The following is a 22,290-nucleotide window of genomic DNA, read 5'->3' on the forward strand; positions in this document are numbered from 1 at the left end:
GAGTTCCTGTTGGTTAACACGGAGAGAGTCGATGTCCGACGAACCACCGTCCCCACCGGCAAACCTGCCCACAGATATCGTTGACGCCCTCAACAAAGCCACACCGGAGGTGCTTCAGGACGTTGCTCGCTACGCCGATGCACTGGCCGAACACAAGGAGCGGGAAGCTCGTCTCAAGGAGGAAACAGACGACGTCGACGTCGAGGAGCGACCCGACGACCTTCCGGATGACGTCCCGTCGAAGGCAACGATCACGACCAAGGAGATCAACGACAACCGCTACTACTACTGGCAGTGGCGGGAAGGGGACAAGATCCGTTCTCAATATAAGGGCCCGGTCAACTCAGAGGAGTAACCGGGGTTTGAGAGAAGTATCCCTTGAAGCACTCCAAGGGATGGCGTCGAACACCCCAGGTGTCGAATGAATTCCGAGCTGGTCTTTATGAGACCAAGATCGAATGACCGGTCCGATAAAGAGGGCACCGTAGAGCCACCCCAGGTGTCGAATGATTTGGAGATACCAAGGTCGAGCACGTTCGACACCCCGGGTGTCGAATGAATTCGGGTATCCAGGCGGGGCAGGTTCGGCACCCCGGGTGTCGAATTCGGGTATCCAGGCGGGGCAGGTTCGGCACCCCGGGTGTCGAATGAATTCGGGTATCCAGGCGGGGCAGGTTCGGCACCCCGGGTGTCGAATGAATTCGGGTATCCAGGCGGGGCAGGTTCGGCACCCCGGGTGTCGAATGAATTCGAGAGCTGCCAAAAGGGCTAGTTCGAGAAGAGGGGTGAGTCGGTCAATGCATCCTGCAACGATTCCGGGCCAACGCGGGTATCAGGCCCGAACGAATTTTCAGATGGGTTTGAACGATTCGGGGATCGGGACCCCAGGTGTCGAATGAAATACTCCGGCTAATCGTAGTCGCCTACAGATCGACTTCCTGCAATTCACTGAATCGGGAGTCATCGAGGATCACCGTCTGGACCACGTCTGGATCCTCGAGGAGGTAGTAGAGATGCGTGACACCGCGGCTGTAACCGCGGCCGGCACGTTCGGTGCGGCCCAGGATATCAAGGAACACTTGCTCTTCAAGACGGTCGCTCATTCGGCGCTGCGATCGCGTGTCCATGTCCAAGACTGCAGTGATCTCCTGGTACTTTTCGTAGATATCGCGAGTGGAGAACTCGTCGGTGTCAGGATTCTCCTCAGCCAACAGCGATAGCGCCAGGACGGTCGCCTTGATCTGTGGCGGTTGCCCGTCCAGCAATTGCGAAAACCGGTCGATGTCGGCAATCTCCCGGGCGTCGCGGACGTGCTCTTCCGTGACTCGTTCCATCTGTTGATCACGTGCCAGTTCACCGGCATTGCGAAGGATGTCGAGCGCCTTTCGCGCATCGCCGTGCTCTTGGGCGGCGAACGCGGCCGACAGCGGGATCACATCGTCAGTCAGGACGCCGTCCTTGAAAGCGTCCTGCCGGTTCCGCATGATCTCGCGCAGCTGGTTGGCGTCATATGGCGGAAAGATGAATTCACGGTCCTGTAGGCTACTGAGAACGCGCTCGTCGAGGGATTCCTTGAACGAAATCTTGTTGCTGATCGCGATGATTCCCACCTTGCACGAATCCAGCTTGCCGGCCTCGCCTGCCCGCGAGAGCTGCATCAGGATCTCGTTGCTCTTGAGCTTGTCAATCTCGTCAAGGATGAGGATCGCAACGTCGTATAGGTCGTCGAGAATCTGCCAGAATCGGTGATAGTAGACGTCGGTCGAGAGCCCCGTCTGCGGAATCGAAATACCGGTTTTGTCGGGATTGTTGATCGAGCGCGCAAGGTTGATGATAGCCCGCGTCTCCGTTTTCTTCTGCGTACAGTCGACATACGCACGTCCCATCTTGGTGTTATTCTGGAGAGCATACTCCTGAGCGCTCTGCGTGACGTGCTTCGCAACGAGGGACTTCCCGGTCCCAGTCTTCCCATAGATGAGCATATTTCGCGGCGACTGCCCCCGGACCGCGGGATGGATACACGACGCGATGTCCTCGATCTCCTCATCTCGGCCGATGATCCGATCCTCGTTAGGGATGTGCTCGATATCGAGCAGCTCCTTGCGGGCGAAGATGGGGTCCTCGCTAGCCCAGAAGTCGTCGAGCGACTGATTCGCCCCGTCGGAGTCCTCGGACATACCCACAATACCATGATCGAGGTATATAAAAACAAGTGGTGAGACACACCGGGAGTCGAACAAACGAAGGTGATTCTGTGGCTTATGAGGCCTCACGCACACATATCATTTATATTTAGATTCTCCGGGTGTCGAGTGAATACGCCTGTCTGACCGAGTGCAGTGGGAGGAGAACCACCCCAGGTGTCGAGCGATTTTCGGCCTTAGATGTGGGCAGCCACCCCGGGTGTCGAATGATTTTTGGAATCCACGATCGAGTCAGTTTGAGCGACGCTGTGTGAACGCCGGAAGATAGAGCAGTGCCGAATCAAGATAGAACAACACACCACGGACAACGAGTCGGTCGCACGATTCTGATGGGGGATTCGTTTTATCCCACCCCGGGTGTCGAATGTAGATGCCCAAATACACGGAGTACATAAGCTGAATCGGTGTGTTGGAAGTTGTGCTCCTCAAACGACGTGGAAGAAGGATTATCGAGATACGTTATCAGTCTAAGGGGGCAGGCAAAGAACTTCCAGTCCAACAGGAGAAAGACATCTTCAGAACCGGAAGGAGCATCAAATACAGGAAGAGGTCGTGATCTAGGAAGAGTTCTCTTGTGAGGATGACTATCACTACTCAATAGAAGTTACTGAGGAGCGGACACCCACACCCCGGGTGTCGAATGTAGATTGCCAATATCGGAGGGTTCAGAGTGATATTCGGCGAATCTTCTGGAACGACTTCATTTGCACTAACTAGATCTTGTCCACTCACTCTAGTGTTCTTCTAGTACGGGTTTGGTTTAACAGATACACACTTATAGTTTTCCTCTATCAGAACTAGATATTCGAAGATACAACATCTCTCGACACTGTCGTCCTCCACGAATCCTCCATTACTCGCTCCCTCTCCGCTGTTTTTCGGCATCTACATTCGACACCTGGGGTGTGGGGGCACCAACACCGCCCTATTCGAGTCCCCCCTCTCGAAATCGGTGAACTCTAACATACGACTCTCTGACAGTCCTTGCTAACTATCTGTCCGATCCCACTCAAGCGGAGAGAGAGAGAGAAGGATCTCGATCGCTCGGATGAGTTGTGTCTCGTAGTAGTACGGCTAGATATCATGAGCCAACGCGACCTGCTCTCGCGATGCCTTCTTATCGTGTACGTCTGACGTTCTCGTGGATATATGCTGAACAGGCGCATTACCACGGCCTTCAGACTGTGGATACGCGCCGTCACTCCGTGACCCAGTTCCACCGGCTTCGACAGGGCGGGATATTCCACCGCTTTCAATCCCATCCTTTACAAGAGAAGCGAATATAAGCGGTTATACAGGCGTTTCACGATGCTGGAAATCCACCGCACCTATCGAGCGCGAATCCGCAACCATTCACAGGTGGCGGAGTCGCTCGACCGGCACGGGTGGAGTGCCAGTAAACTCTGGAACGTCGCGAACTATCACTCCCGAGAAGTCTGGGAGGAGACGGGCGAGATTCCCGACCACAATGAGTTGAAAGACGAGTTGAAGACCCATCTGCTCTGTTGAATCCAGTGACGATGGCTGGATCGCTGGACCAGCATCTAGTGTTTGAGCAGCAGTCAGCGACAGATCGCTGTTCGGAACCAGCATTCGCTCTCCAAAACCGCCTATCGTTCGAAGTCCGCTTGTGAGAATCCGTCACAACTGGCGTCTGATGACGTGTGTTCAGCCCCGATCCCCGCGCTATCTGCGGATTCAACAGAGCACAACAGAGCCAAACCACTCACTCCTCTGTCGGTTCGAGCTGGAGTCGAGTGACGTCGATCTCGTCGTAGTCCTTTTCGGAAGAGAGTACCGGATTCCCACATGTCTCCGCTACAGCTGCATGGAATGCGTCGAACGGTGTCATACCGTCCGAGTAATAGTTTACAGCCTTCAATACGATCTGTTTCTCTTCGTCATCCCTCACGGGGACGAGATCGAGGAGATTAGAGATTAGGGTGACATAGTCAAACTCGTAGCGCTCGCGAGCGATCAAGAGCTCCAGGTACGAGTAGGCCGACGTCTCCACATCGTACTCCTGAAGCGCCTGTTCAGCCTCCTCCTGAAGCCAGTCTGAGTCCTTCGCGAGCGCGAGAAGAAAGTCGGTCTCTACGTAGACAGTCATTCGTCAGTCCTACCTGCATCCTTGGCTGCTTCTTCTTCGATTGCGTTCTCAATCTCCTCGTGTGGAGTCTCTCGGAGCTCACCAGCAGCTTCTCGAACAGCTGCGAGCGGATCATCAGCGATCGGGATGAGCTCGATCTTGTCCTCATATTCAACAACATGATACTTCTCGCCGTATTTGTCACGCACGTCCTTCGATAGGTACAGCCGTCCGTGAGAATCTGTTTCAACTGTCATGGCTTTGGGTTATATCTAATGCACTCGATCGACGTGTCACGTACTCGAATCGAGTGTCACAGATTCAAATTGAATGGCATAGCTTAAAATTCTTACCACCAGATCTTCCTTGATGGCATTACCTCCGTGATCTCAGATACAATTCAGTGAGACGCCAGTAGCTAATTCTCATCGCCCTCTCCATCTGTTCCTCCTGTTCCGTCTGTGATGTCTGTTCTTTCTGTTCTGTCTGTGACTGCTCTATTGAATCCACGGACAGCGTAGGGATCACTCTTTGATTGCTTGCTCGAGGTTGTAGACTGCGGCGGTAAGCACGAGTTCACGAAACGCTCGGTACCAGACGCCCGGTCTGACAGCGGAGCCGTATCGGCGTTTGATGGCCGAGAATGCGCTCTCGGCCAGCCAGCGCTGCCCGTAAAGATCGCTGTCCAACCGTGCGTTGTGGGCGTGGTCGTAGTGGGCGAACAGCCGATGTTTGATCACTGGCCGGACGCCGTCTGAACGGGGTGCGTCCCGCAGTGATTGGTCGTCATAGCCGTTGTCGCCGGCGAGACTCTCTATTTTGTCGGTGTTGCGCAGCGCAACCTGACGGCCCACCCGGGTATCGTGGGGCCAGTGTGCCGAGTCGCCGGGATCGCAGCGGGCTGCTGACCGGTCGAGCAGTTGGCGCCAGATGCGGGTCGGCACCCGCTCGAACGACCGCCGTTGGACTCGCACGCTCGTCCAACGAGCCCGGCCGCACTCCGTTCGGCCGGATGCCACAGCGTCGAGGGTGCCGGGAACTCGAAGCGGGCCAACTACAAGACCGCGCACCCGGTCTATCTCACTGGCCCAGTCGACGATTTCCGCGTCGCTCGCACTCATGTGAACCCGCAGAAAGTGCAGCGTCAGATGCTTCCAGCCGGCAAACCCGCTGCCAGCCGGGTCGCTCACCACCGCCGTGGGGCTGGCGGCACAGCGCTTTTGAGCTAGCGACGCCGCTTGTGTAACGAAGCGGAAAGGAGTTGAGGCACATCCCCCTCTCCGCTTCGCTTCGACCTTCACAGCGACGCTATCCGCCCGCCGTCCCCGGATTCAATAAAGCACTTCGGACCGTATGTCCCCTACCTATTGTAGGACGTTGCTGAGACAGAGATGGGGGGAAATATCGCAATAGGCGACCGTGATCATAGGATATAGGAATCGCTATAGGATTTACTAACAACCAACGCCGCTGTCGACACTGTCGGCAGTACGCCGAGGGCATAGCGACAGAGATCGGCTTCAGTCGTCCTGTGCGGCGTTCAGCTCTGCAAGGAACTGGCCAGCCGTTGTCCCGATGCGAACGCCGTCGATGGTGTCGACGTCGAGGTCCGCCGTAGCAGTTCGAAACGGATAGTCGTCGACGAGTACACGCTGGATAATAGTCCGGACAGTCTCCGAGCCATATCTGTCGACGACAGTCACCATCGCTTCATCGAGGTTGGCGTCTTGATGGTCCACTCGTGGGTTCTGGGCTCGCTCGAGGACGAGTTCGACGACGTCATCCACCGATGGATGCGCAGGGTTCCCAGTGCGCTCACGGACGTCATAGAGGGGCTCAGAGTCAGTCATCACTACTTATTCCGTCGCGTCCCCGTCCGTATCGTCCGCGGATGGCTCCAGCCGGCGCTGCCGACGAACCGCAGCGAGCGTGTCCTCTAGCGTTGCGAGATCTTCAATGGATGCGAGCTCATCGGTGATCTCCTCGAGAAGGCCGGCCCGCTCGATCGTATCTGCATCGCCGGCGGTGGTATCGATTGCTTCGACGCGAAGCCGGCGCTCCTCCTGCCACCCGCAGTCCCAGCACGTCCGGACGACGTCGAGACGCTCGTCTTCAGCAGCATCGAGAACTGCGTCGGGCAGCGACGTCGACGGCGGTCGGTCCGGTCCGACCTCGAGTGTGACCGACCCACCATACGCAGGACAGTCCATAGCTCAGGACACACGCGCCGCCGCCATCAACATCGGGGACCGGTGGGAGATACTCACAGACAGCGCTGTCGTGGGACCGAACCCGTACCCCAGGCTGATCGCTAGGACGACAATCGCCCCAGAGATTCAGTCGGCTAACTGTCCTCTCAAACTGACACCTCTCAGAAGTCAGTACCTCAGTGATGGCCCCTCGGTCGGAGAGAGCCAGCGGCCTTTGCACAGTGCATATCGCCTCTTTCTTTGGACAAAATCCATGATATGCAGACCGAGATAACGTCCTCAAATTGCAGAAGAACCTCGCCGGAGGGATTTGAGACGGTAGAAAGTACCTCGACGAATTGCCGGCTCACCACTATGTTGCTAAAACTACTCGACCACGAGGTAAGCGGGGCAAATTCGGGGAGTCCTGATGAGATCTACGAATGGATCTGTGTCAAGAACATCACGTTGGATGGCCGAACTCTCCCGCCCCACACCGAAAGAACCCCGATTCCCGTGAATTCGGGACGTTGAACCCACTCACATTGCTTGACGAGGCTTCAGTACAAGAGAGACAGCACTACAGGTCATCCTTTCGATATACTGATGGGACGATTCGCTCACAGTCTGAACTCGGCAGTAGGCACGTACGGAGTGTTAACCAACAATCTGAGTTAGAAACAGAGTCTGTTGGTTAACAGTCTGCCCCCTCCACTGTTTCCGTAGCTTTGGTGTCTTCAATCGTCCGACACAAGGCTTTTCGAGCGTCTCCGAGGAATCACGACTATGCGCCGCCGTGCCCTCCTCGCGACCGCCGCCACATCCGTCCCCGCAGTAATCGCTGGCTGCACCAGCCCCGGTGGGTTGAGTGGAAGCAACGCCGCTGCAGAAGCCCCTACAGCACGTCTCGAACTGACGACGATTGCCGATGCGAACCTCCCGACGAAGGTCCTCTACACAGTCCGCCCCGCTGAAGGCAACGACAAATCGGCTCGACTGTTCGATCGAATTCTCGACGGTGATGCGACAACGAAGGCAACACAGCCACCACTGCCCGAACAGCAACATATTGCCTACCAAGACGGCGTCTACGAGCTGGCATACGAGGTGATTGAGGAAACGCCGGCTACCAGGTACTCCGTGAAGGTGGATATCGTTACTGACTCGGTGACCGAGGCAGAGGCTATCCAGTTCGCTGACCTCCCCGAAGTTGATCAAGAGGAATTTGCCGCCCACGGACTTGCTGATGGTGACCCAGTCGGAATCGGGACGACGTTCCTCTATACGGACGCCGAACGTGAGCAATCCGTCCTTGTCCCCGAGTCGGAGTACTCGTACATCACCTGGGACGACGGAACCGAAGCCGAATGGGTCGTCGACGACGCCTACGACACGACGCTGAACACCTATCGCTACACGGCTGACCAGGTGGCAACGGCAGCTGACTACGGCCAACAGATACGCGAGCGGTTTGCGTTCGAACTTACGGGGCTTCCAGAGACCCAGCGAGAGATCGTCGAGACGGCGATCACAGACGGACCGTACGTTGTCGGACCCGATGAGACGCCGCCTGATGCGCTTGTGGCGCTCGCAAACCGGTTTCGCGGACACGAACAGGCCCACGGGCTTGACGAAGACGGCGAAGGCGACCTGAGTGGGACATATCTCGTCCGATATCAAGGCGACGTGTACTGGACAACGCTCGTCGTCCGAAGTGACGTCCTCACGACGACGGAGAATTGAACGGGTAAGACGTGCTGATTCACAAGAATCCGGCAGTGGTACATCTGAAACAGGGACTATCTGTGGCGCTGGAGAGCCTGGAGGGCAGTACTGAATCGGGCAATGTACTCGTCGGGCGGGAAGCGCCACCAGACTTGTCCACTCATATGTGCTAACGGACTCACGTCCGACCGAGACGTGTTAGAAACTCCGGTAGGTCGAGACGTTGCTGGAGTCCACAGAGACGCTTCTTGAGGACGTCGAGACGGCGCCAGCACAGGACGAGAGAGCCACGTAGGAGGCCCTCTGGACACACACCAGATTTCATGAGCTATCCGCCGCTGTCGGGCGATTTGGTTGCGAAAGACCGGTAAAGGAGCGGGAGGCACAGACACCTGATTTCACGAGCTTTCTACCAACCACAGGAGCAGAGCTGAGACAGCTGCGGCTGCGGTGTTTCCTTCTAGAATGAAACCGCTGTACAAAATCGAACTGTTGCTAGTACAGATATTGTTCCGAGTCTATTTGCATAAAATTACTGCATTATCTAGGTCTATTGATTAATTCTTGTTAGGTGGCCTCTTCTTGTTGAGATAGCTCGTGAAAACATGTGTCCCCGTCCATTCTCTGTCTTTAAGTAGAATCGAAGCTCGTGAAGCTCGTGAAGCTCGTGAAACTCGTGAAAGCGATGTCTTTATAGGAGTGATTCGAGACGGGTTATGGTACGGATATGGGTATCACGGAGTTCTCACGTGAGGATGTGATCTTCGCGGACGAGGACGTGCTGCGGGACTCGTACCAACCGGACGATCTTATCGAACGGGACGACGAACTCGCAGCGTACCAGCATGCGCTTAAACCCGTTATCAGAGGAAAGCAGCCGCGGAACCTGTTCGTCTACGGACAGACTGGGGTCGGTAAGAGCTTGTCGACGAACATGATCCTCGACCAACTGCTCACCGATCAGGAACAGTACGACGACCTCGACTTGCGGGTGGTCTCACTCGTTTGCAAGACGCTGACCTCGTCGTATCAGGTGGCGGTCCGGCTCGTCAACGAGTTCCGCGACCCCGGCAACAAACTCAGTCACCGCGGGTACGCTCCGGGTGCGGTCTACGAGTTCCTGTGGGAAGAACTGAACCAGTTGGAGAATACGCACGTCCTGTTCGTCTTGGACGAGATCGACAGTATCGGGACGGACGACGACCTCCTGTACGAATTGCCGCGGGCGAACGACAACGGGAATGTGACCGGGCCGAAGATCGGTGTGATAGGCATCTCGAACGATTTCACGTTCCGCGATAATCTGTCTGCTCGTGTGAAGGATAGTTTGGCGGAGGAGGAGTTGCATTTTCCGCCGTACGACGCGAACCAGTTACGCCGCATTTTGCGGCAGCGGGCTGAGGACGCGTTCCTCGACGACGTGTTGACGGATGATGTCATCCCGTTGTGTGCGGCGTTTGCGGGGCAGGAAAGTGGCAGTGCGCGGCACGCGCTCAAGTTGTTGTACAAGGCGGGCGACTTAGCGCGTGAGCGCGGTGAACCGCCGGTCACGGAGGACGACGTCCGGCAGGCTTCGGAACTAATCGAGCAGGGACGGGTGCGCGACGAGCTCGAGTCGTTACCGACGCAGTCGCATATCACGTTGTATGCGGTGTGGGCGTTGGCCGAGGAAGGGTTGACGCCGGCGAAGCGGTCCAAGATCTACGAACGGTACACGGAGGCCGCTCAGGAGATCGGTGCGGACGTGAAGACGGATCGCACCATCCACGACCGGCTGTCCCAGTTGAATCTGAAAGGGTTTCTGGACGTGGAGGAGCGCAACGAAGGGCTGCGCGGCGGCAGCTACTACCAGTACGAGCTTGACGTCCAATCCGACATGGTCAAGCAGGTGCTCGCGGCCGAGTCCCGGACCGCTGACCTTTTCGAGTAACACGGCGGTCTCTCGCGACTCCACCCGGGCTATCTACATGGCGGCTTCGAGGGGTGTCTGGCGGATTTTCGCCAGTAGCTCGTGAAATCCTCTGTCCCCTGGGATGTACGCTAGGTGTCTGCACCGGAGATCGATAGCTCGTGAAACGACGTGTGTACCAGGTGTCCGCTAGGAGTGGGAACAATTAACACGGGCTCGTGAAATGACGTGTGTCTACCGCGCGTCTAACGGGTGTGAGGTACAGTGGCGTGGGCTCGTGAAACCACGTGTGTGTCGGAGAGTCTGCGGGCATACGAACGGATTGCGTAGGCTCACGAAATGACGTGTCCCCCGCGTCCACCGGGAGCCTGACGAGCGTGCGACGAGAAACAATGCGGTCGACGTGATCGACGATCTCGAGGCGGCCCCGTTTTCGAGCTGTATGCCGGACGCCTATCCTCGTAGCCTCACCGTTCATTCTCTCCCTGAAGCCTATCTCTATGACCTACTTGCCTAGCCTAACTATCTAGCCTATCTCGCTATCCTAACCGAATGGCCTAACTGCAGAGCCTACCCCGACATCCTATCCGGAAAGGCAGGCTGAATAGGTTGTCTTGGTAGGCTGGTTAGGTTGGCTGGTTAGGAGGGCTAATGATCCTGTCTTACGAACCTTTCTGGTTAGCAGGGCTAATCAGCCTGGTAACAGATGTTGACGTATACGGCGTACAGTGAGGCGGGCGGCGTGGCGAAAAACAACGTTGTCAGCGAATCTGGCGGTGGCGCATGCTCGTCGCGGCCTGGACGTGTTGGTGGTGGACATGGACCCGCAGGACGGGTGCCTGTCGTATCTGATGGGAGTCGAGGACGGGCGGAACGACGGCGATGCGGACACGCTCGTTCATCACATGATTGACCGGCCGCGCGGCGACTTTCAGGACCTAGTGCGGTCCTCGGGAGGCGTGGATATCGTCCCGTCGCACAACATGCTGGAGCGGCTGGGTGACCTGTTGAGCGATGCGGCGAGCATTGCCGAACAGACCGGCGAGAACTTCAACAAGTACACGCGGTTGCGATACGTCCTGCAGAAGAATGATGTGCGGGACAAGTACGATGCAGTGATCGTCGATCCGCCGGCCACGAGTGGGCCGCACCTGTACAACGCGATCGACGCGACGCGTGATCTGGTGATCCCCGTCGAACCGTCCGGCAAGGGCGATCAATCGATTTCTGGGTTGCAGTCGGTGGTGGCGGGGATTGAGGACTCACTGGAGATCGACGTCGGCGTCCTGGCCGTGGTCCCGAACCAGTTTGAGGGAACGAACGATCAGAAGTCAGTGCTCGACGAGGTGGCCGACCTGGGCTACCCATCCCCGGTCACGATCCGGAAGCGGACGTCGCTGTTTGAGGGGTGCTGGCAGCAGCAGTGTAGTGCGTTCCGGTACGTGGAGGAGCATCGGAGTCGGGAGCGGGATTACGAGATGGAGACGCTGGACCAGCTGGAGACCTTGGCCGCGCACCTTGAGGAGGTTGGTCAGACATGAAGGAGGGGACGGCCGGCGACCCGTTCGATGACGACTTCGACGAGCTTGACGAGGACACCGACGACGACGCTGACGACGAGCGAGAGAGCGACGTGGCGGAGCAGTCCAATACGGGCGAGACGGATGCGACCACAGACGCGTCAGCAAAGGTGGAATCGGCAGAGATAGAGACGGACGATATATCGGAGGCTGACGCTGGAAACGATGATGTGCCGTGGGCGGTGGAGCGGCCGTCGGTGAAAGCCGAACGTGACATGGTGCAGTTCTATCTCCAACAGTCGACGTTGGCGAAGGAGGAGGCGTTCCAGCGGGAGGTGGCGGAGACCGCCGGGTACACGCCATATGTGACTGATCTCCGGGAGGCCGCCTACTTGGCGGCGATGCAGCACCCGGACGAGGTCGCTGACGTCCTCAACGACTGGGGCTGTGAATACGTATGACATCCTCCGCGCCGTTTACGGCGCGGTTTCCTCTGTGGGAGTCTCAGCCGGTCTACGACTCGCCAGAGGCAATATTCCCGTCACGGTGGACGGTACTCGGGTCTGTGCGCTGTTCTTTGGGACTGTCCCTTGCGGGAGAGCGTGGTGACTCCGACCAGTGATGGTCGTCCCACTCGAACCGCACGGGCCGTGCCATCGGCCTGACTTCTTTGCTCGTGTGACGCTTCAAGAACGTTTCTGACGCTGTCAGGTCGGCGTGGCCGTCAAACCCACACGGACAGGTGAGTGTGTCTTGATGCCGTGTCGTTCGGTCTATCGAACCGCACTGCGGGCACTCTTGGCTGGTCCACGCTTCGGACCTAACTTTGACCGAGATACCGTATTCTTCGGCGGTACAAACCACTCGCTCGGTGAATTGCTTGAATGCCCAGAAGTTGTGGGTCTTGGCGTTGGTGTCGACCGACCAGTGGGTTTCCAGTACGTCGGTCAGACCACCGACGTACACCGTGTCCACGCCGTCCTCATACAATCGTTCCAAGAGATCACGACATAGCGCTTCTTGGGCGTGGTCGCGGCGACGGGTGCGCTTCCGGTACAGCCGCCGGATACGCTTGCTACTGTACTGACCGTCCTCGAGTTTCGACTGTAATCGGGCGATCTCCCGGGTCGTCTTGCGGAATCGCTGGAACAACTGACGGCCGTCGTACAGGTATTGCTGGCCGGTCGTAGTGGTGCAGGCGACGAGATTGTTCGCACCGATGTCCAGAGCGGCCGTCTCGTCGGCCAGTGGAGTTGCCCGTGATTCCTCAGAAACAGTTACAGGCTGCGAAGCTCTGAAGGTGCTGTCAGTCTCGTCGTACCACAGGTCTAATCGGCCTTGCTTTTCGTAGTCGGGCCAATTCGGGCCGCCAGCGATTTCGAGTCGGAGCCGCCCGGTATGGTCGTATCGGTCTTTCAACTCGCTCCCGACCAGTATCTCAAGCCGGGATCGATCGCCCCATTCGACGGTGTAAGCGTCGTTGCGAATGACGGTCTTCAGTTGGCGCCCATCGTCCTCATTGCCACGGAAGCCCGGCGGTTCGGGGTGTTCCGTGACCGACGTGTTCGAGTCGTCGTGATACTGCTCTTTCAGCCGGAAGAACCACGCCACGCTTCGCTGTTTGTCCGAATCACTTGTTGAGCAGTAGATGCGCCAAGCACGCCTTTGTACTGACCTTCCAGTCGACCTGTATCAGCGTCCCAGACGTCGCCCTCGAAGCCGTCCTCGTCGTTGTATCGCATGAGGCGCTGGTAGTTGACTTCGTTCCAGAGAGCGGCGGAAGCGTCCAACAGGTCCCGTAGCAGGTGCTCTCCATCGTCAGAGAGCGGTCGCACGGCGAATGTGTTGGTGCGCTTCACAACAACAGATGTTTACATTTAGTCTTAAAGCCCTTACGTCATGCGTCCCAATACCGATATTTTACACACGCCCGGTGGCCGAGTCAAAGACTATGCAGAAGCGAACGATCTGGACCTCTCGGAAGCCTGTACAGAGGTGTTAGAAGCAGGTCTGGAAACGTTGGAGACTCAAAGCAGTAACTCGGCGGTTTCTCACCGGAGCGTACGCGATTCACGCCTACCCTGCTCGGCCCTCGCAGGAAGGGCGGGACTCTCCCGTTGTCAAAGGTAGGCAGATATGGCCGCTCTCACAGGGGATCCACCGAGATGTGGTTGAAGAGAGACGGTCTTTCTTGATCAGAAGTCTCCGAAGTTTCGATCAAAATCTGGATCTTCAAGCGACTCAGTCGACCGCCGTACTGATGCACATCTCCGCAATGTGAACAGGCCGAGAAAGCGGATCTCGATCGAGTTGACCCCGCTGCTGTGGCCGGATTCAACAGAGCAGACAGCTGTTGATTACCTTTCCTGTATTGAGCGTTGCAGCACTTGTGAGTTCTCAGGGCGGGAGAATATTGTTGTCAAGGAACTCGGAACAATCAACAGGAATGCTGGCCCACGCATTCTTGACAACCTCGTATCCCGTCCACCCTTCAGTCCGTATCATCTTGCCTGTCGCCTCACAGAACTCGGCCTTCGAAATGAGCTCGTTATCGAGGAGAATGTAGAGTAGATATGGCGGTCCTACAACGTCAACGTCGTATCCGTGGTCGTCAACCAGTCGTCGGATCGACCGACGCGCAGCTCCATCGAGAAGCGAGACGACCTGATACGAGTCACCGTGTTCCGAAAGTTCCTGCTTCAGCGATTCTTCACCCGCGTCCGGCCCGTGTGGTCGGGGAACGACAGTCACGCACGACCACGACGAGGACTCATCGTCTAATTGATCGAGTACGCGCTGGCTGCCTCGTTTCAGGTACTGTTCGCGGCTTCCTTCCGGCGCGTGCGTGTTGGAGTTGACGTGATTCTGCAGTTCGTGCTTGCAGACGTTCGTGGTCGTGAGAACGAGTGACTCTGTCAGTACGTCCCACTGGTCGGTGTTTGCAACGGCAATCAGGGAACTCGTATCGGCCAGAAGTGGGTGGCGAGGATCACTCGCCATCGCTTTCAGCCAGGAATGTTGAGGTATCCCGCTCCATTGCCGACTCGAACGCGTCTTTTTCCGCTTCCATCTGGTCGATTTTCTCGCCGAGGAGAACCCGAGCTACCTCTTCATCGATCTCACCGCGACTGTATCGTTCGTAGACCGCGATCTCGTCCTGTTCGTCCAGAGACCGACGGAGCATCTCAATCAACCCGGTCCGAGCAAGCTCGCTCACATTGACGCCGCCAATATGGATCTCATCGAGTAGCTCCGCAGCCTCTTTTTCGGCCCCGGCACGGAACTGAATCGTTTTATCGTAGCTTGAACCGCTCATGGAGAGGCGTTCGCCGCGCAGGGAGTTATATGTTATGACGTGTATGGACATGTTAGTACATTCCTCATCGTACCTCAGTTACGCGAGTTCCTCTCAATCAGCGGCTGCTGTCGATCCTCTTCACAAAATACGGCCTTGTTGAATCCGGTGTAGCGGTCACTGTTTGAGTGAGCGTTCAAGGTTGTAGACGGCGGCGGTGATGACGATGCCGAGGGTTGTGACCGACGGCACTGACTCTGTCACGAGGCCGGTATTCGTCCCCGTGTGGAGTTCGAGGTATCCTGTATTGTGTCGATCACCACGGTCGGCTCACATGTTTGATGCCGGCTTGTGCGTTGCCTCCCACTCTGGCCGTCAGACGACGGCAGGAGAGCGGAGCAACCGCTCGTGGTCACCTGACGAGGGTATTAACACTATCTGACCAACTATTCGACGTGTGGCTCCGGCATTAGATCTGCAAATGGCTGTGCGTCGAGCCACTCACAGAGGTTAGCGAGTTGTTCCGACGCTTCCTCGAACAGCTGTTCTCCCTTCTCGGCGGTCGCATCAGTCTGGTCACCGACGACGCCGTTCGGTGTGTTGTCGATGGCATCGTAGTACGTACGTGCACCGTTGACGATCGTGTCGTTCGTCGTGATGTCGACTACGCCGCCGTCGCGAGCTTCCGAAAGCCGGTCGTCGTGGACCAGTTCGTCAGCGAGGTATTGCACCAGGGCGGTCTCCTTCGGTCCGCCGTGAGGCCCGGTCTGATCGAACAGCTCGTCGACGAGCTCGTTGATGCTGTCGTTCCACATCCACTCGATGGCGTACAGTGCCTCGTCGTTCCGGAGCCGTCGTCCGACCTCTCGGAGGTGCTGCACGTTCCCGCCGTGAGCGTTCACATAGATGACCCGGTCGATTCCGTGTTCCGTCAGGTTCCGCGTGAGTGATTCGACGTAGTCCCGAAAGACGGGGGCGTCGACCCACATCGTGCCGTGGAACTGACGGTGGTGGGCGCTTACCCCAACGTTGATCGTCGGAGTGCAGAGGTAGCCCGTCCGTCTGGCTGCTTCACGGGCGAACGCCTCCGCGATCAGTGCGTCGGTCTTCAGCGGTAAGTGTGGGCCGTGCTGTTCGGTCGAGCCGATCGGTACGAGCGCCAGCGACTCGTCCTCGAAATAGGACCCGAGATCCGTCCAGGTCTCGTCTCCGATGTACATGTGTCACGCAGTTTGACAGCCCGCATTCAATCTGTTCACTTCGGTAGCGATTTACAGCCGACACTACGACGTGGATACGAGTCGGGGCGCCGAACCGCCCCATCGTCGCCCACGGCGTGTGAAAACGGGAGGTGTAGCGTTACTCCGTCCGGCTGGAGCGACTGCAGCCACACCGGCTGCGGTCGGAACGGGCACATCCGGCCCGCGATTCGGTCGCGTCGGTACTGTCGGACGAGCGCTCGTCGATGGTTACCTTCATGCTGCATCTGAGAAGTGCAGGTCTACGTACTTCAAGCGGGTCGGGGATCTACAGCGGTAGTAGACTCGCCTTCGAGTAGTCAGGGGAACGGGTGAGCGGATCGGGTCGCGAGGCTGTCCAGTGCCGGGTGATCGACCGGCGGTGCACCCGGTAGTGCGATGTCGATCAGCTCGGGCACGTAGACGCTCGTCGCGTACATCCCGAGGTCGCGCACGTCGGCGGTCGCGAGATCGACGGCGAGCGGCGTCATGTCGGCCGCCGACGTGAGCGCATCCAGTACTTGATCCAGTTCTGTGACGGCGTCCTCAGGTACGGTATCGTCGCGAGCGGAGACGGAGCAGACCTCGCCGTCCACGAGATGTGCGACGTCATCGAAGTTCGCGGGCCGCGCGTAGTATCGGACGTTGTCCTCGAAGTTGTACACGCTCGATACGTCTATTTCGTCGTCTCGTTTCCCGCCGGTGGCGAGCCGGTACTTCGTCTGGAGAAATCCCTCCGCTGCTTCGTGAAGCGCGTCACGGACGGCCCCTTCCAGCGTGAGGTGTGCGCCGGCGAACAGCCGAAACTTCGGCTCGTGGTTGCGTTCGTTGACCAGCGCGGCAGCAACGACAGCGCAGTCGGTCGGGCCGTCGAGTTCGAGGAGTTCCAGCCGGTAGTGCGCCGGCGTAATCTGCTCCCGGAATCGTTCGAGATTGCGCCACGCGGAGATGTCGAGTCGCTGTGGGACTCGCTGTTCGTACCACGCTCGCATCACTGCGTCGCGTTCGATTGCCTCGTACAGCGAGCGTATCAGCGCCCCGGCGAGGGAACTCCCGCACGCCGCCCCGCTCGTGGACGACGGGAAGTAGCCAGCACCGTCGTCGTGCGACTGGAACGCGACAAGTTCGACGGGTAGGAACGTCGTCTCGCCCGACAGGAGATCAGTAGCGCCGACCCAGTCGATGGACGTCTCTGGATCGAATCGATCGAGGCCTGCCTCCTCCAGGTCCCTTTCGTCCCACACCCGAAGGTAGTCGGGGTCGACGACGCGCTCCCCCGCCGACCGCAACTCCTCGAAGGTTGCCTCCACTGTGCCCTCGACCGGCCAGTACATGCTGTACCGCTCGAGGAACTCGCCCAGCGACGTGAGCGTGGCCGCTTCCCTCGTCCGTCCGCCCCCGCCGACTGTGACGTCGATGCTCCCCTCGCTGTCGCCGTCGACCACGTCTCCGAGCGCCGCCGTCGAGAGTTCCGTGGTCACGAAGTTGCCCGCGTCGCGGCCCCCCTGTCTGAACCGGAGAGAGGTCACCAGACCGCATAGCTCTCCGAGACACCGCTCCGCTCGCGTAGCCGGGTGGTCGGTCGTTTCGATGTCCACGTTACTCACGCTCCCCCATCGTCTCGACGAGAGAGTCGAGGGTCCTGTGTCTCGGACTGTCCAGACGTTCCGGGGACTTCCCGCAGGTGCTGCACCGGGGTAGCCTGAGGACGTCGTCCGCCTGCACCGCGAAGTCGTGGAAGTCGTACGTGACGACGCGCCCGGTCGTGACGCCGGCGGCACCGGCCAGCTGTCGGAGCACGTCCGTCGCGACCATCCCGGCGACGACGTCCGCGAACGACGGGAGGAGCGCGTCGGTGACGCCGTCGGACTGCTCGACCTGCTGGTATCCGATCCGCGACTGCGTCGCGGCGTCCGCTCGGTCCCGGAAGCACTCGTAACAGGCCGTCTCGCCCGGGTAGATGGTGGGTCCGACCTGTCCGTCGACACCGTTCACGACGCCCAGCGTCCACGGCGTATCCGTCTCGTGTGCGACGTCGTTCATCGTCGTCGTGATCGACGGGTAGGGCCTGTCGACGGCCACGACGCCGAAGTCGGACGCCGCGACGGCGTCCCCGAGCGCCCGCGGCTCGATCGACTGGAGCCGGTCGTCGTCGAGGGATCCACCCCACTCCCCGGAACGAGACGACAGTGCGACGTACTTGATCTCCCCCACGTCGGCGGCCAGGAGGTCCTCGACGATACGCTTCCCCACCTCGCCAGCGCCGACGACGGTGACGATCGATCGGGAGATCCGGTCGACTGCGTCCGACTCGGCGTCTGAGACGGAGAGGTAGCCGCCGAGCTTCGCTCGCCGTTCGTCGACCTGTTTCCCCGGATCGCGGACGATGCTCTTCTCCTGGAGTGAGCGCAGTACTGCAGCGACGTCCGATCGATCTTCGGGGTCGAACCCATCGAGTATCTCGTCCACGTGGGTCCGCCCGTCCAGTTGCGAGACGAGGTTGGCGAGCGTGCCGTCCCTGTCGTCGTCGACGATCTCGAACACCGGCCCGCTCCATGGACCGGCAGTGAAGTGGACCTCGTTCTCGTCGACGACGACCGGCGCGAAGACCGGGTTGACGCGGGGGTACGACGCCAGGTCGTCAGTTCTCTCACTCATGGGTTTGCGGATGGCCGACGGGGACGGTGTACAGTGCCGATTCGTTGACGCCGTCGACGCCGAGGAACTCGTCTAGGTCGCCGAGGTAGCTCCCGACCGGGACGCCGCCGAGGCCGAGTGCCGCCGCGACGAGCAGCAGGTTCTGGGCGAGGTGTCCGGCCTCCAGCAGCGCGAACCGGTAGCCCGTCGGGCCGTACTTGGCCTTGATCCGCGGGAACGAGCCGGTCAGGACGAACGTCACCGCCGAGTCGGCGACGATCCCCGAAGAGAAGTCGGCGTCCATGAAGGCGTCGGTGAACCCCGCTAGCGCGTCATCTCCATCGTCGATGACCCGGAGCGCGTGGTCCCGGACGGAGTAGTAGTAGGCCCCGTCCGCGACGCCGTCGCCGTTCACGACGACGGGGTACACCTCGACGGGGTACAGCCCGCCGGCCGACGGGTACGGCCGGAACGTCTCGTCGTACGGCTCCGCCTCCTGCTCGGCCGTTAGACCCATCGCGTGTCCGAGTAGGGTCCCGAGCGTTTGCTTCGTCACAGGCCGATTCGCGTAGTCACGGACGCTGCGGCGGCGGTCGAGCAGTGCACCCAGACTCCCGTCGACCGTCTCCGCGTCGGGGAGGGGAACGGACTCGTATCCGTGGTAGTCGTGCTCGACTACGGAGAATCCGTCCGGTAGCGCGTCCGTCGTGATCGCAGACCGGTTCAGGTATCGCCTGTCGAACTTCGTGTTCTCGTGGAAGAGTTCGCTGATATCGCTCCCCCGGACTCCCCGCTTGCGGACGTCTGCGAGGAACGATCTGTTCCCCGTCAACTCTCTTCGACCGGCCGGGTGGTCCTGGACTGCCAAGTCCATGTTCTTAGACTGGGGATTCATGAATCTATGGACCCCCCATCACGCTGATCAGGTAAGAAACTGTTCCAGAGACGTGCTGTCGCAGTTCTGCGCAGATCGTGCGGTCGACGCGAGAACGAAGGCGGACCATCCTACTGGAACCCCACCGGGGCACAGTGTGGATCGAAGACGGAGTGGCAGTTACTGCAGTAGAAGACCGAGCCACGACACAGGTCCGAGAGCGACTGCGTCGATGCGGGCTCGTGTCCACACGTTGGACAGTTCTCCAGGGTTTGTCTGGAGGGCGACGGCATCGTCAGGTCGACGTCGAGTCCGAACATTACAACTGGGGCGTCGCGTTACCGCCACATGTAATCTGAACTCGGCCTACAGCGGCTGTAGCACCCCCGTCCGGCCACCGGCTCGCCCGGAGCTACACAGCGTGTGGGGTAGCGTGCCGGCCTTTATGCCGGGCTTTCGATGCCTCGGACGAGATGAAGTCCATCACTGGCAACGAGACGGTCGACGCCGCGATCGATCGCATCTTCGCCGGCGAACAGCTTGACGAAGACGACTACCTGTCCCTGTACGACGAGCCTGTCACGGACCTGACGGCCGGCGCCGACCACGTCCGCTCGAAGATGGCCGGCGAGGGGGTCACAGTCCGCGGGCTCGGCTACGTTACCCGGGGGATCTGTAGCCAGGACTGCGGATTCTGCGCCTATTCGGCGCGGTACGACACGGACGTCGAGCAACACGGCGTCGTACCGCCGGAGCTGCTGGAGGAGGCGGCCAAGCGCGCGGAGCGGAAGGGCGCCGAACGGTTCAACGTCGTGTCGACCCGGCGTGGCGCCGACAGCGAACTGCGGACTGACGAGTGGCAGGAGGTCCTCACCGCCATCGAACTGATCCGGGAGGAGATGGATCTGGACGTCGACGCGTGCCTGGGGTTCCTCAAGCCGGACGAGGCCGAAAAGCTCGCCGCAGAGGACGTCCAGCACTACGTCCACATGGTCGAGACCTCGCCGCGGTACTTCGAGGAGATCACGAGCACGCACACCTTCGAGGACCGCCTGGAGACGCTGAAAGTCGCCAAGGAGGCCGGTATCGACCTCTGCTCCGGCATCATCGTCGGGATGGGGGAGACGCCGGCCGACCGGATCGCCGCGGCGCTAGAACTGCGTGAGGTCGGCATCGACGTCTTCTCACTGAACGTCCTCTCCCCGGCCCAGGGGACCCCCGTCGCCGAGAAAGTCGGTGACTCGCCCGACATCACCCGCGAGGGGATCCTCAAGACGCTCGCACTCGTCCGGTTTATCCATCCGGACGCCCGGATCGACACCAACACCGCCCGGGCTCCTATCAGCCGAGACGAGTTCCTCGAGGCCGGCGGCAACAGCCTCCAGCTGGGCGACATGATCCACTACGACAATTACCCGGTCAACGAGGCGTAGCGTGGACATGGATCCGGCTGCCCTGCGAGCGAACATACCCGCGCTGGAAGACACGACCTACCTCAACACGGGGGCGAGTGGTCCGTCCCCACAGCGTGTCGTGGATGCCGCCGAGGATGCGCTCGAACAGCAGGCGTTCGACGCGCCCGCGGACGAAGGAGTGTACGCCGCGGCCTTCGAAGTGTATGAGGATGCGAGGGAGGCGGTGGCTAATCACATCGGAGCCGATCCGATAGACGTGGCGCTGACCGAGAGCACGGGTGACGGCATCGCCCGGGTGGCCGCAGCGATCGACTGGGAGCCGGGCGATGTCGTCGTCACGACCGACCTCGAACACACCGCTGGGACGCTCCCGTGGCGTCGCCTCGAACGGCTCCACGACGTGGAGGTGCGCGTGGTCGAGACCGTCAACGGCCGCGTCGATCAGGATCGCTTCGCCGAGGCAGTCCGAGACGCGCGACTCGCGTCGTTCAGTTCCGTCAGTTGGACCGCAGGGACCAGGCTACCGGTGGCGGAGCTCACGAGCATCGCACACGACGCGGGGACGCGCGTGCTCGTCGACGCCGTCCAGTCCGTCGGTCAGCACCCCGTCGACGTCTCGGAGTGGGGTGCCGATGCCGTCGCCGCGTCGGGCCACAAGTGGCTCCTCGGCGACTGGGGCGGAGGGTTCTGCTACCTGTCCCGGGACTTTGCGGAGCGGCTCCACCCGGCGAACCTGGGGTACTTCGGCGTCGAGTACCCCCCGACGGCGGACTACGACCTGAAGGCGGGCGCGGCCCGCTTCGAGGTCGGAACGACGTCGATTGCCCCCTACGCCGCGCTTCGGGAGGCGATCGCGGTGATTGAAGACGTGGGCTACGAGACGATCGAGGCCAGCATCGAGCGATTGACCGACCGACTGAAGGACGGCCTCGACGACGGGCAACTGTACTCCCCGCGACGCCCCGAGTCGGGGCTCGTCTCCTTCCGGGTATCGGACCCATCGTCGACGGTCGAGTCGCTACGGGAGCGGGGTGTGCGCGTCAAACGCATCCGGGACACCGATCTAGTCAGGGCGTCGGTTCACGTGTTCAACACCGCGGCCGACGTCGATCGACTGCTGGCGGGTCTCTGAGGGACTTCGTGGATCGAACGCCGTTCCTGCCTCTATCAGCAGTCCCTTAACGGATGGCGACCG

The 22,290-nt window shown here is 59.7% G+C and carries 17 protein-coding genes and 4 pseudogenes; 8 read left to right on the top strand and 13 right to left on the bottom strand.

Annotation, left to right across the window (positions count from 1 at the left end; all coding sequences use genetic code 11):
• Positions 1 to 31 precede the first annotated feature (31 nt).
• Positions 32 to 355: a DUF6788 family protein gene (locus LCY71_RS17985; protein WP_225335954.1), complete on the top strand. Its 324-nt coding sequence runs from the start codon at positions 32 to 34 to the stop codon at positions 353 to 355.
• Positions 356 to 923: 568 nt separating this feature from the next.
• On the opposite strand, the gene LCY71_RS17990 is transcribed toward LCY71_RS17985, so the two are convergent.
• Positions 924 to 2,177 carry a Cdc6/Cdc18 family protein gene (locus LCY71_RS17990; RefSeq protein ID WP_225335955.1) on the bottom strand — a complete coding sequence of 418 codons (1,254 nt, stop codon included), beginning with the start codon at positions 2,175 to 2,177 and terminating at the stop codon, positions 924 to 926.
• A 1,335-nt stretch (positions 2,178 to 3,512) separates the two neighbouring features.
• On the opposite strand from LCY71_RS17990, the pseudogene LCY71_RS17995 reads away from it, so the two are divergent.
• Positions 3,513 to 3,701, top strand: a pseudogene (locus LCY71_RS17995) (RNA-guided endonuclease InsQ/TnpB family protein); the annotation flags it as partial.
• A gap of 229 nt (positions 3,702 to 3,930) precedes the next feature.
• On the opposite strand, the gene LCY71_RS18000 reads toward LCY71_RS17995, so the two are convergent.
• The 5 genes and pseudogenes from LCY71_RS18000 to LCY71_RS18020 form a co-directional block, all read right to left on the bottom strand.
• Positions 3,931 to 4,314 carry a PIN domain-containing protein gene (locus LCY71_RS18000; RefSeq protein WP_225335956.1) on the bottom strand — a complete coding sequence of 128 codons (384 nt, stop codon included), beginning with the start codon at positions 4,312 to 4,314 and terminating at the stop codon, positions 3,931 to 3,933.
• Positions 4,311 to 4,550 (bottom strand): AbrB/MazE/SpoVT family DNA-binding domain-containing protein, encoded by a 240-nt coding sequence (locus LCY71_RS18005; RefSeq protein ID WP_225335957.1) that lies wholly within the window; start codon positions 4,548 to 4,550, stop codon positions 4,311 to 4,313. Before LCY71_RS18005 ends, LCY71_RS18000 begins: the two co-directional genes overlap by 4 nt.
• Before the next feature lie 267 nt (positions 4,551 to 4,817).
• Positions 4,818 to 5,594: pseudogene (locus LCY71_RS18010) on the bottom strand (transposase).
• Between the two features lie 219 nt (positions 5,595 to 5,813).
• Positions 5,814 to 6,143, bottom strand: a complete 330-nt coding sequence (locus LCY71_RS18015; RefSeq protein ID WP_225335959.1) for a DUF8158 family protein — start codon at positions 6,141 to 6,143, stop codon at positions 5,814 to 5,816.
• Between the two features lie 6 nt (positions 6,144 to 6,149).
• Complete coding sequence (locus LCY71_RS18020) at positions 6,150 to 6,503, bottom strand: DUF8105 family protein (RefSeq protein WP_225335960.1); 354 nt, start codon at positions 6,501 to 6,503, stop codon at positions 6,150 to 6,152.
• A 765-nt stretch (positions 6,504 to 7,268) separates the two neighbouring features.
• Between LCY71_RS18020 and LCY71_RS18025 the strand changes: the two genes are divergently transcribed.
• The 4 genes and pseudogenes from LCY71_RS18025 (at position 7,269) to LCY71_RS18040 (ending at position 12,097) form a co-directional block, all read left to right on the top strand.
• Positions 7,269 to 8,225 carry a hypothetical protein gene (locus LCY71_RS18025; protein ID WP_225335961.1) on the top strand — a complete coding sequence of 319 codons (957 nt, stop codon included), beginning with the start codon at positions 7,269 to 7,271 and terminating at the stop codon, positions 8,223 to 8,225.
• 709 nt (positions 8,226 to 8,934) lie between these two features.
• Positions 8,935 to 10,137: a Cdc6/Cdc18 family protein gene (locus tag LCY71_RS18030; protein WP_225335962.1), complete on the top strand. Its 1,203-nt coding sequence runs from the start codon at positions 8,935 to 8,937 to the stop codon at positions 10,135 to 10,137.
• A gap of 685 nt (positions 10,138 to 10,822) precedes the next feature.
• Positions 10,823 to 11,657 (top strand): annotated as a pseudogene (locus LCY71_RS18035) (ParA family protein).
• Entirely contained in the window at positions 11,654 to 12,097 is a 444-nt protein-coding gene (locus tag LCY71_RS18040) for a DUF7970 domain-containing protein (protein WP_225335963.1), read from the top strand. The pseudogene LCY71_RS18035 and the gene LCY71_RS18040 overlap by 4 nt, the downstream one beginning before the upstream one ends.
• Positions 12,098 to 12,149: 52 nt before the next feature.
• Here the strand turns inward: LCY71_RS18040 and LCY71_RS18045 are convergent.
• The 7 genes and pseudogenes from LCY71_RS18045 to LCY71_RS18075 all read right to left on the bottom strand — a co-directional run bounded on the left by LCY71_RS18045 (position 12,150) and on the right by LCY71_RS18075 (position 19,638).
• A pseudogene (locus tag LCY71_RS18045) lies at positions 12,150 to 13,495 on the bottom strand (RNA-guided endonuclease InsQ/TnpB family protein).
• Between the two features lie 538 nt (positions 13,496 to 14,033).
• Complete coding sequence (locus LCY71_RS18050) at positions 14,034 to 14,636, bottom strand: hypothetical protein (protein WP_225335964.1); 603 nt, start codon at positions 14,634 to 14,636, stop codon at positions 14,034 to 14,036.
• A complete protein-coding gene (locus LCY71_RS18055; RefSeq protein WP_225335965.1) occupies positions 14,626 to 14,952 on the bottom strand; it encodes a DUF8065 family protein in 327 nt (108 codons plus the stop codon). Before LCY71_RS18055 ends, LCY71_RS18050 begins: the two co-directional genes overlap by 11 nt.
• 425 nt (positions 14,953 to 15,377) lie before the next feature.
• The gene (locus LCY71_RS18060) at positions 15,378 to 16,151 is read right to left on the bottom strand and encodes a creatininase family protein (protein ID WP_225335966.1); all 774 of its coding nucleotides are present in this window, start codon (positions 16,149 to 16,151) and stop codon (positions 15,378 to 15,380) included.
• Positions 16,152 to 16,489: 338 nt separating this feature from the next.
• Positions 16,490 to 17,776, bottom strand: a complete 1,287-nt coding sequence (locus LCY71_RS18065; protein WP_225335967.1) for a YcaO-like family protein — start codon at positions 17,774 to 17,776, stop codon at positions 16,490 to 16,492.
• Entirely contained in the window at positions 17,769 to 18,827 is a 1,059-nt protein-coding gene (locus LCY71_RS18070; RefSeq protein ID WP_225335968.1) for a TOMM precursor leader peptide-binding protein, read from the bottom strand. Before LCY71_RS18070 ends, LCY71_RS18065 begins: the two co-directional genes overlap by 8 nt.
• Complete coding sequence (locus LCY71_RS18075) at positions 18,820 to 19,638, bottom strand: SagB/ThcOx family dehydrogenase (RefSeq protein WP_225335969.1); 819 nt, start codon at positions 19,636 to 19,638, stop codon at positions 18,820 to 18,822. Before LCY71_RS18075 ends, LCY71_RS18070 begins: the two co-directional genes overlap by 8 nt.
• 515 nt (positions 19,639 to 20,153) lie before the next feature.
• Here LCY71_RS18075 and bioB point away from each other — a divergent pair.
• Positions 20,154 to 21,113, top strand: coding sequence for a biotin synthase BioB (bioB, locus tag LCY71_RS18080; RefSeq protein ID WP_225335970.1), 960 nt, complete (start codon positions 20,154 to 20,156; stop codon positions 21,111 to 21,113).
• 7 nt (positions 21,114 to 21,120) lie between these two features.
• Positions 21,121 to 22,227 carry an aminotransferase class V-fold PLP-dependent enzyme gene (locus tag LCY71_RS18085; RefSeq protein WP_225335971.1) on the top strand — a complete coding sequence of 369 codons (1,107 nt, stop codon included), beginning with the start codon at positions 21,121 to 21,123 and terminating at the stop codon, positions 22,225 to 22,227.
• Positions 22,228 to 22,290 lie beyond the last annotated feature (63 nt).

The organism is Halomicrobium urmianum (assembly GCF_020217425.1).
GTDB lineage: Archaea > Halobacteriota > Halobacteria > Halobacteriales > Haloarculaceae > Halomicrobium > Halomicrobium urmianum.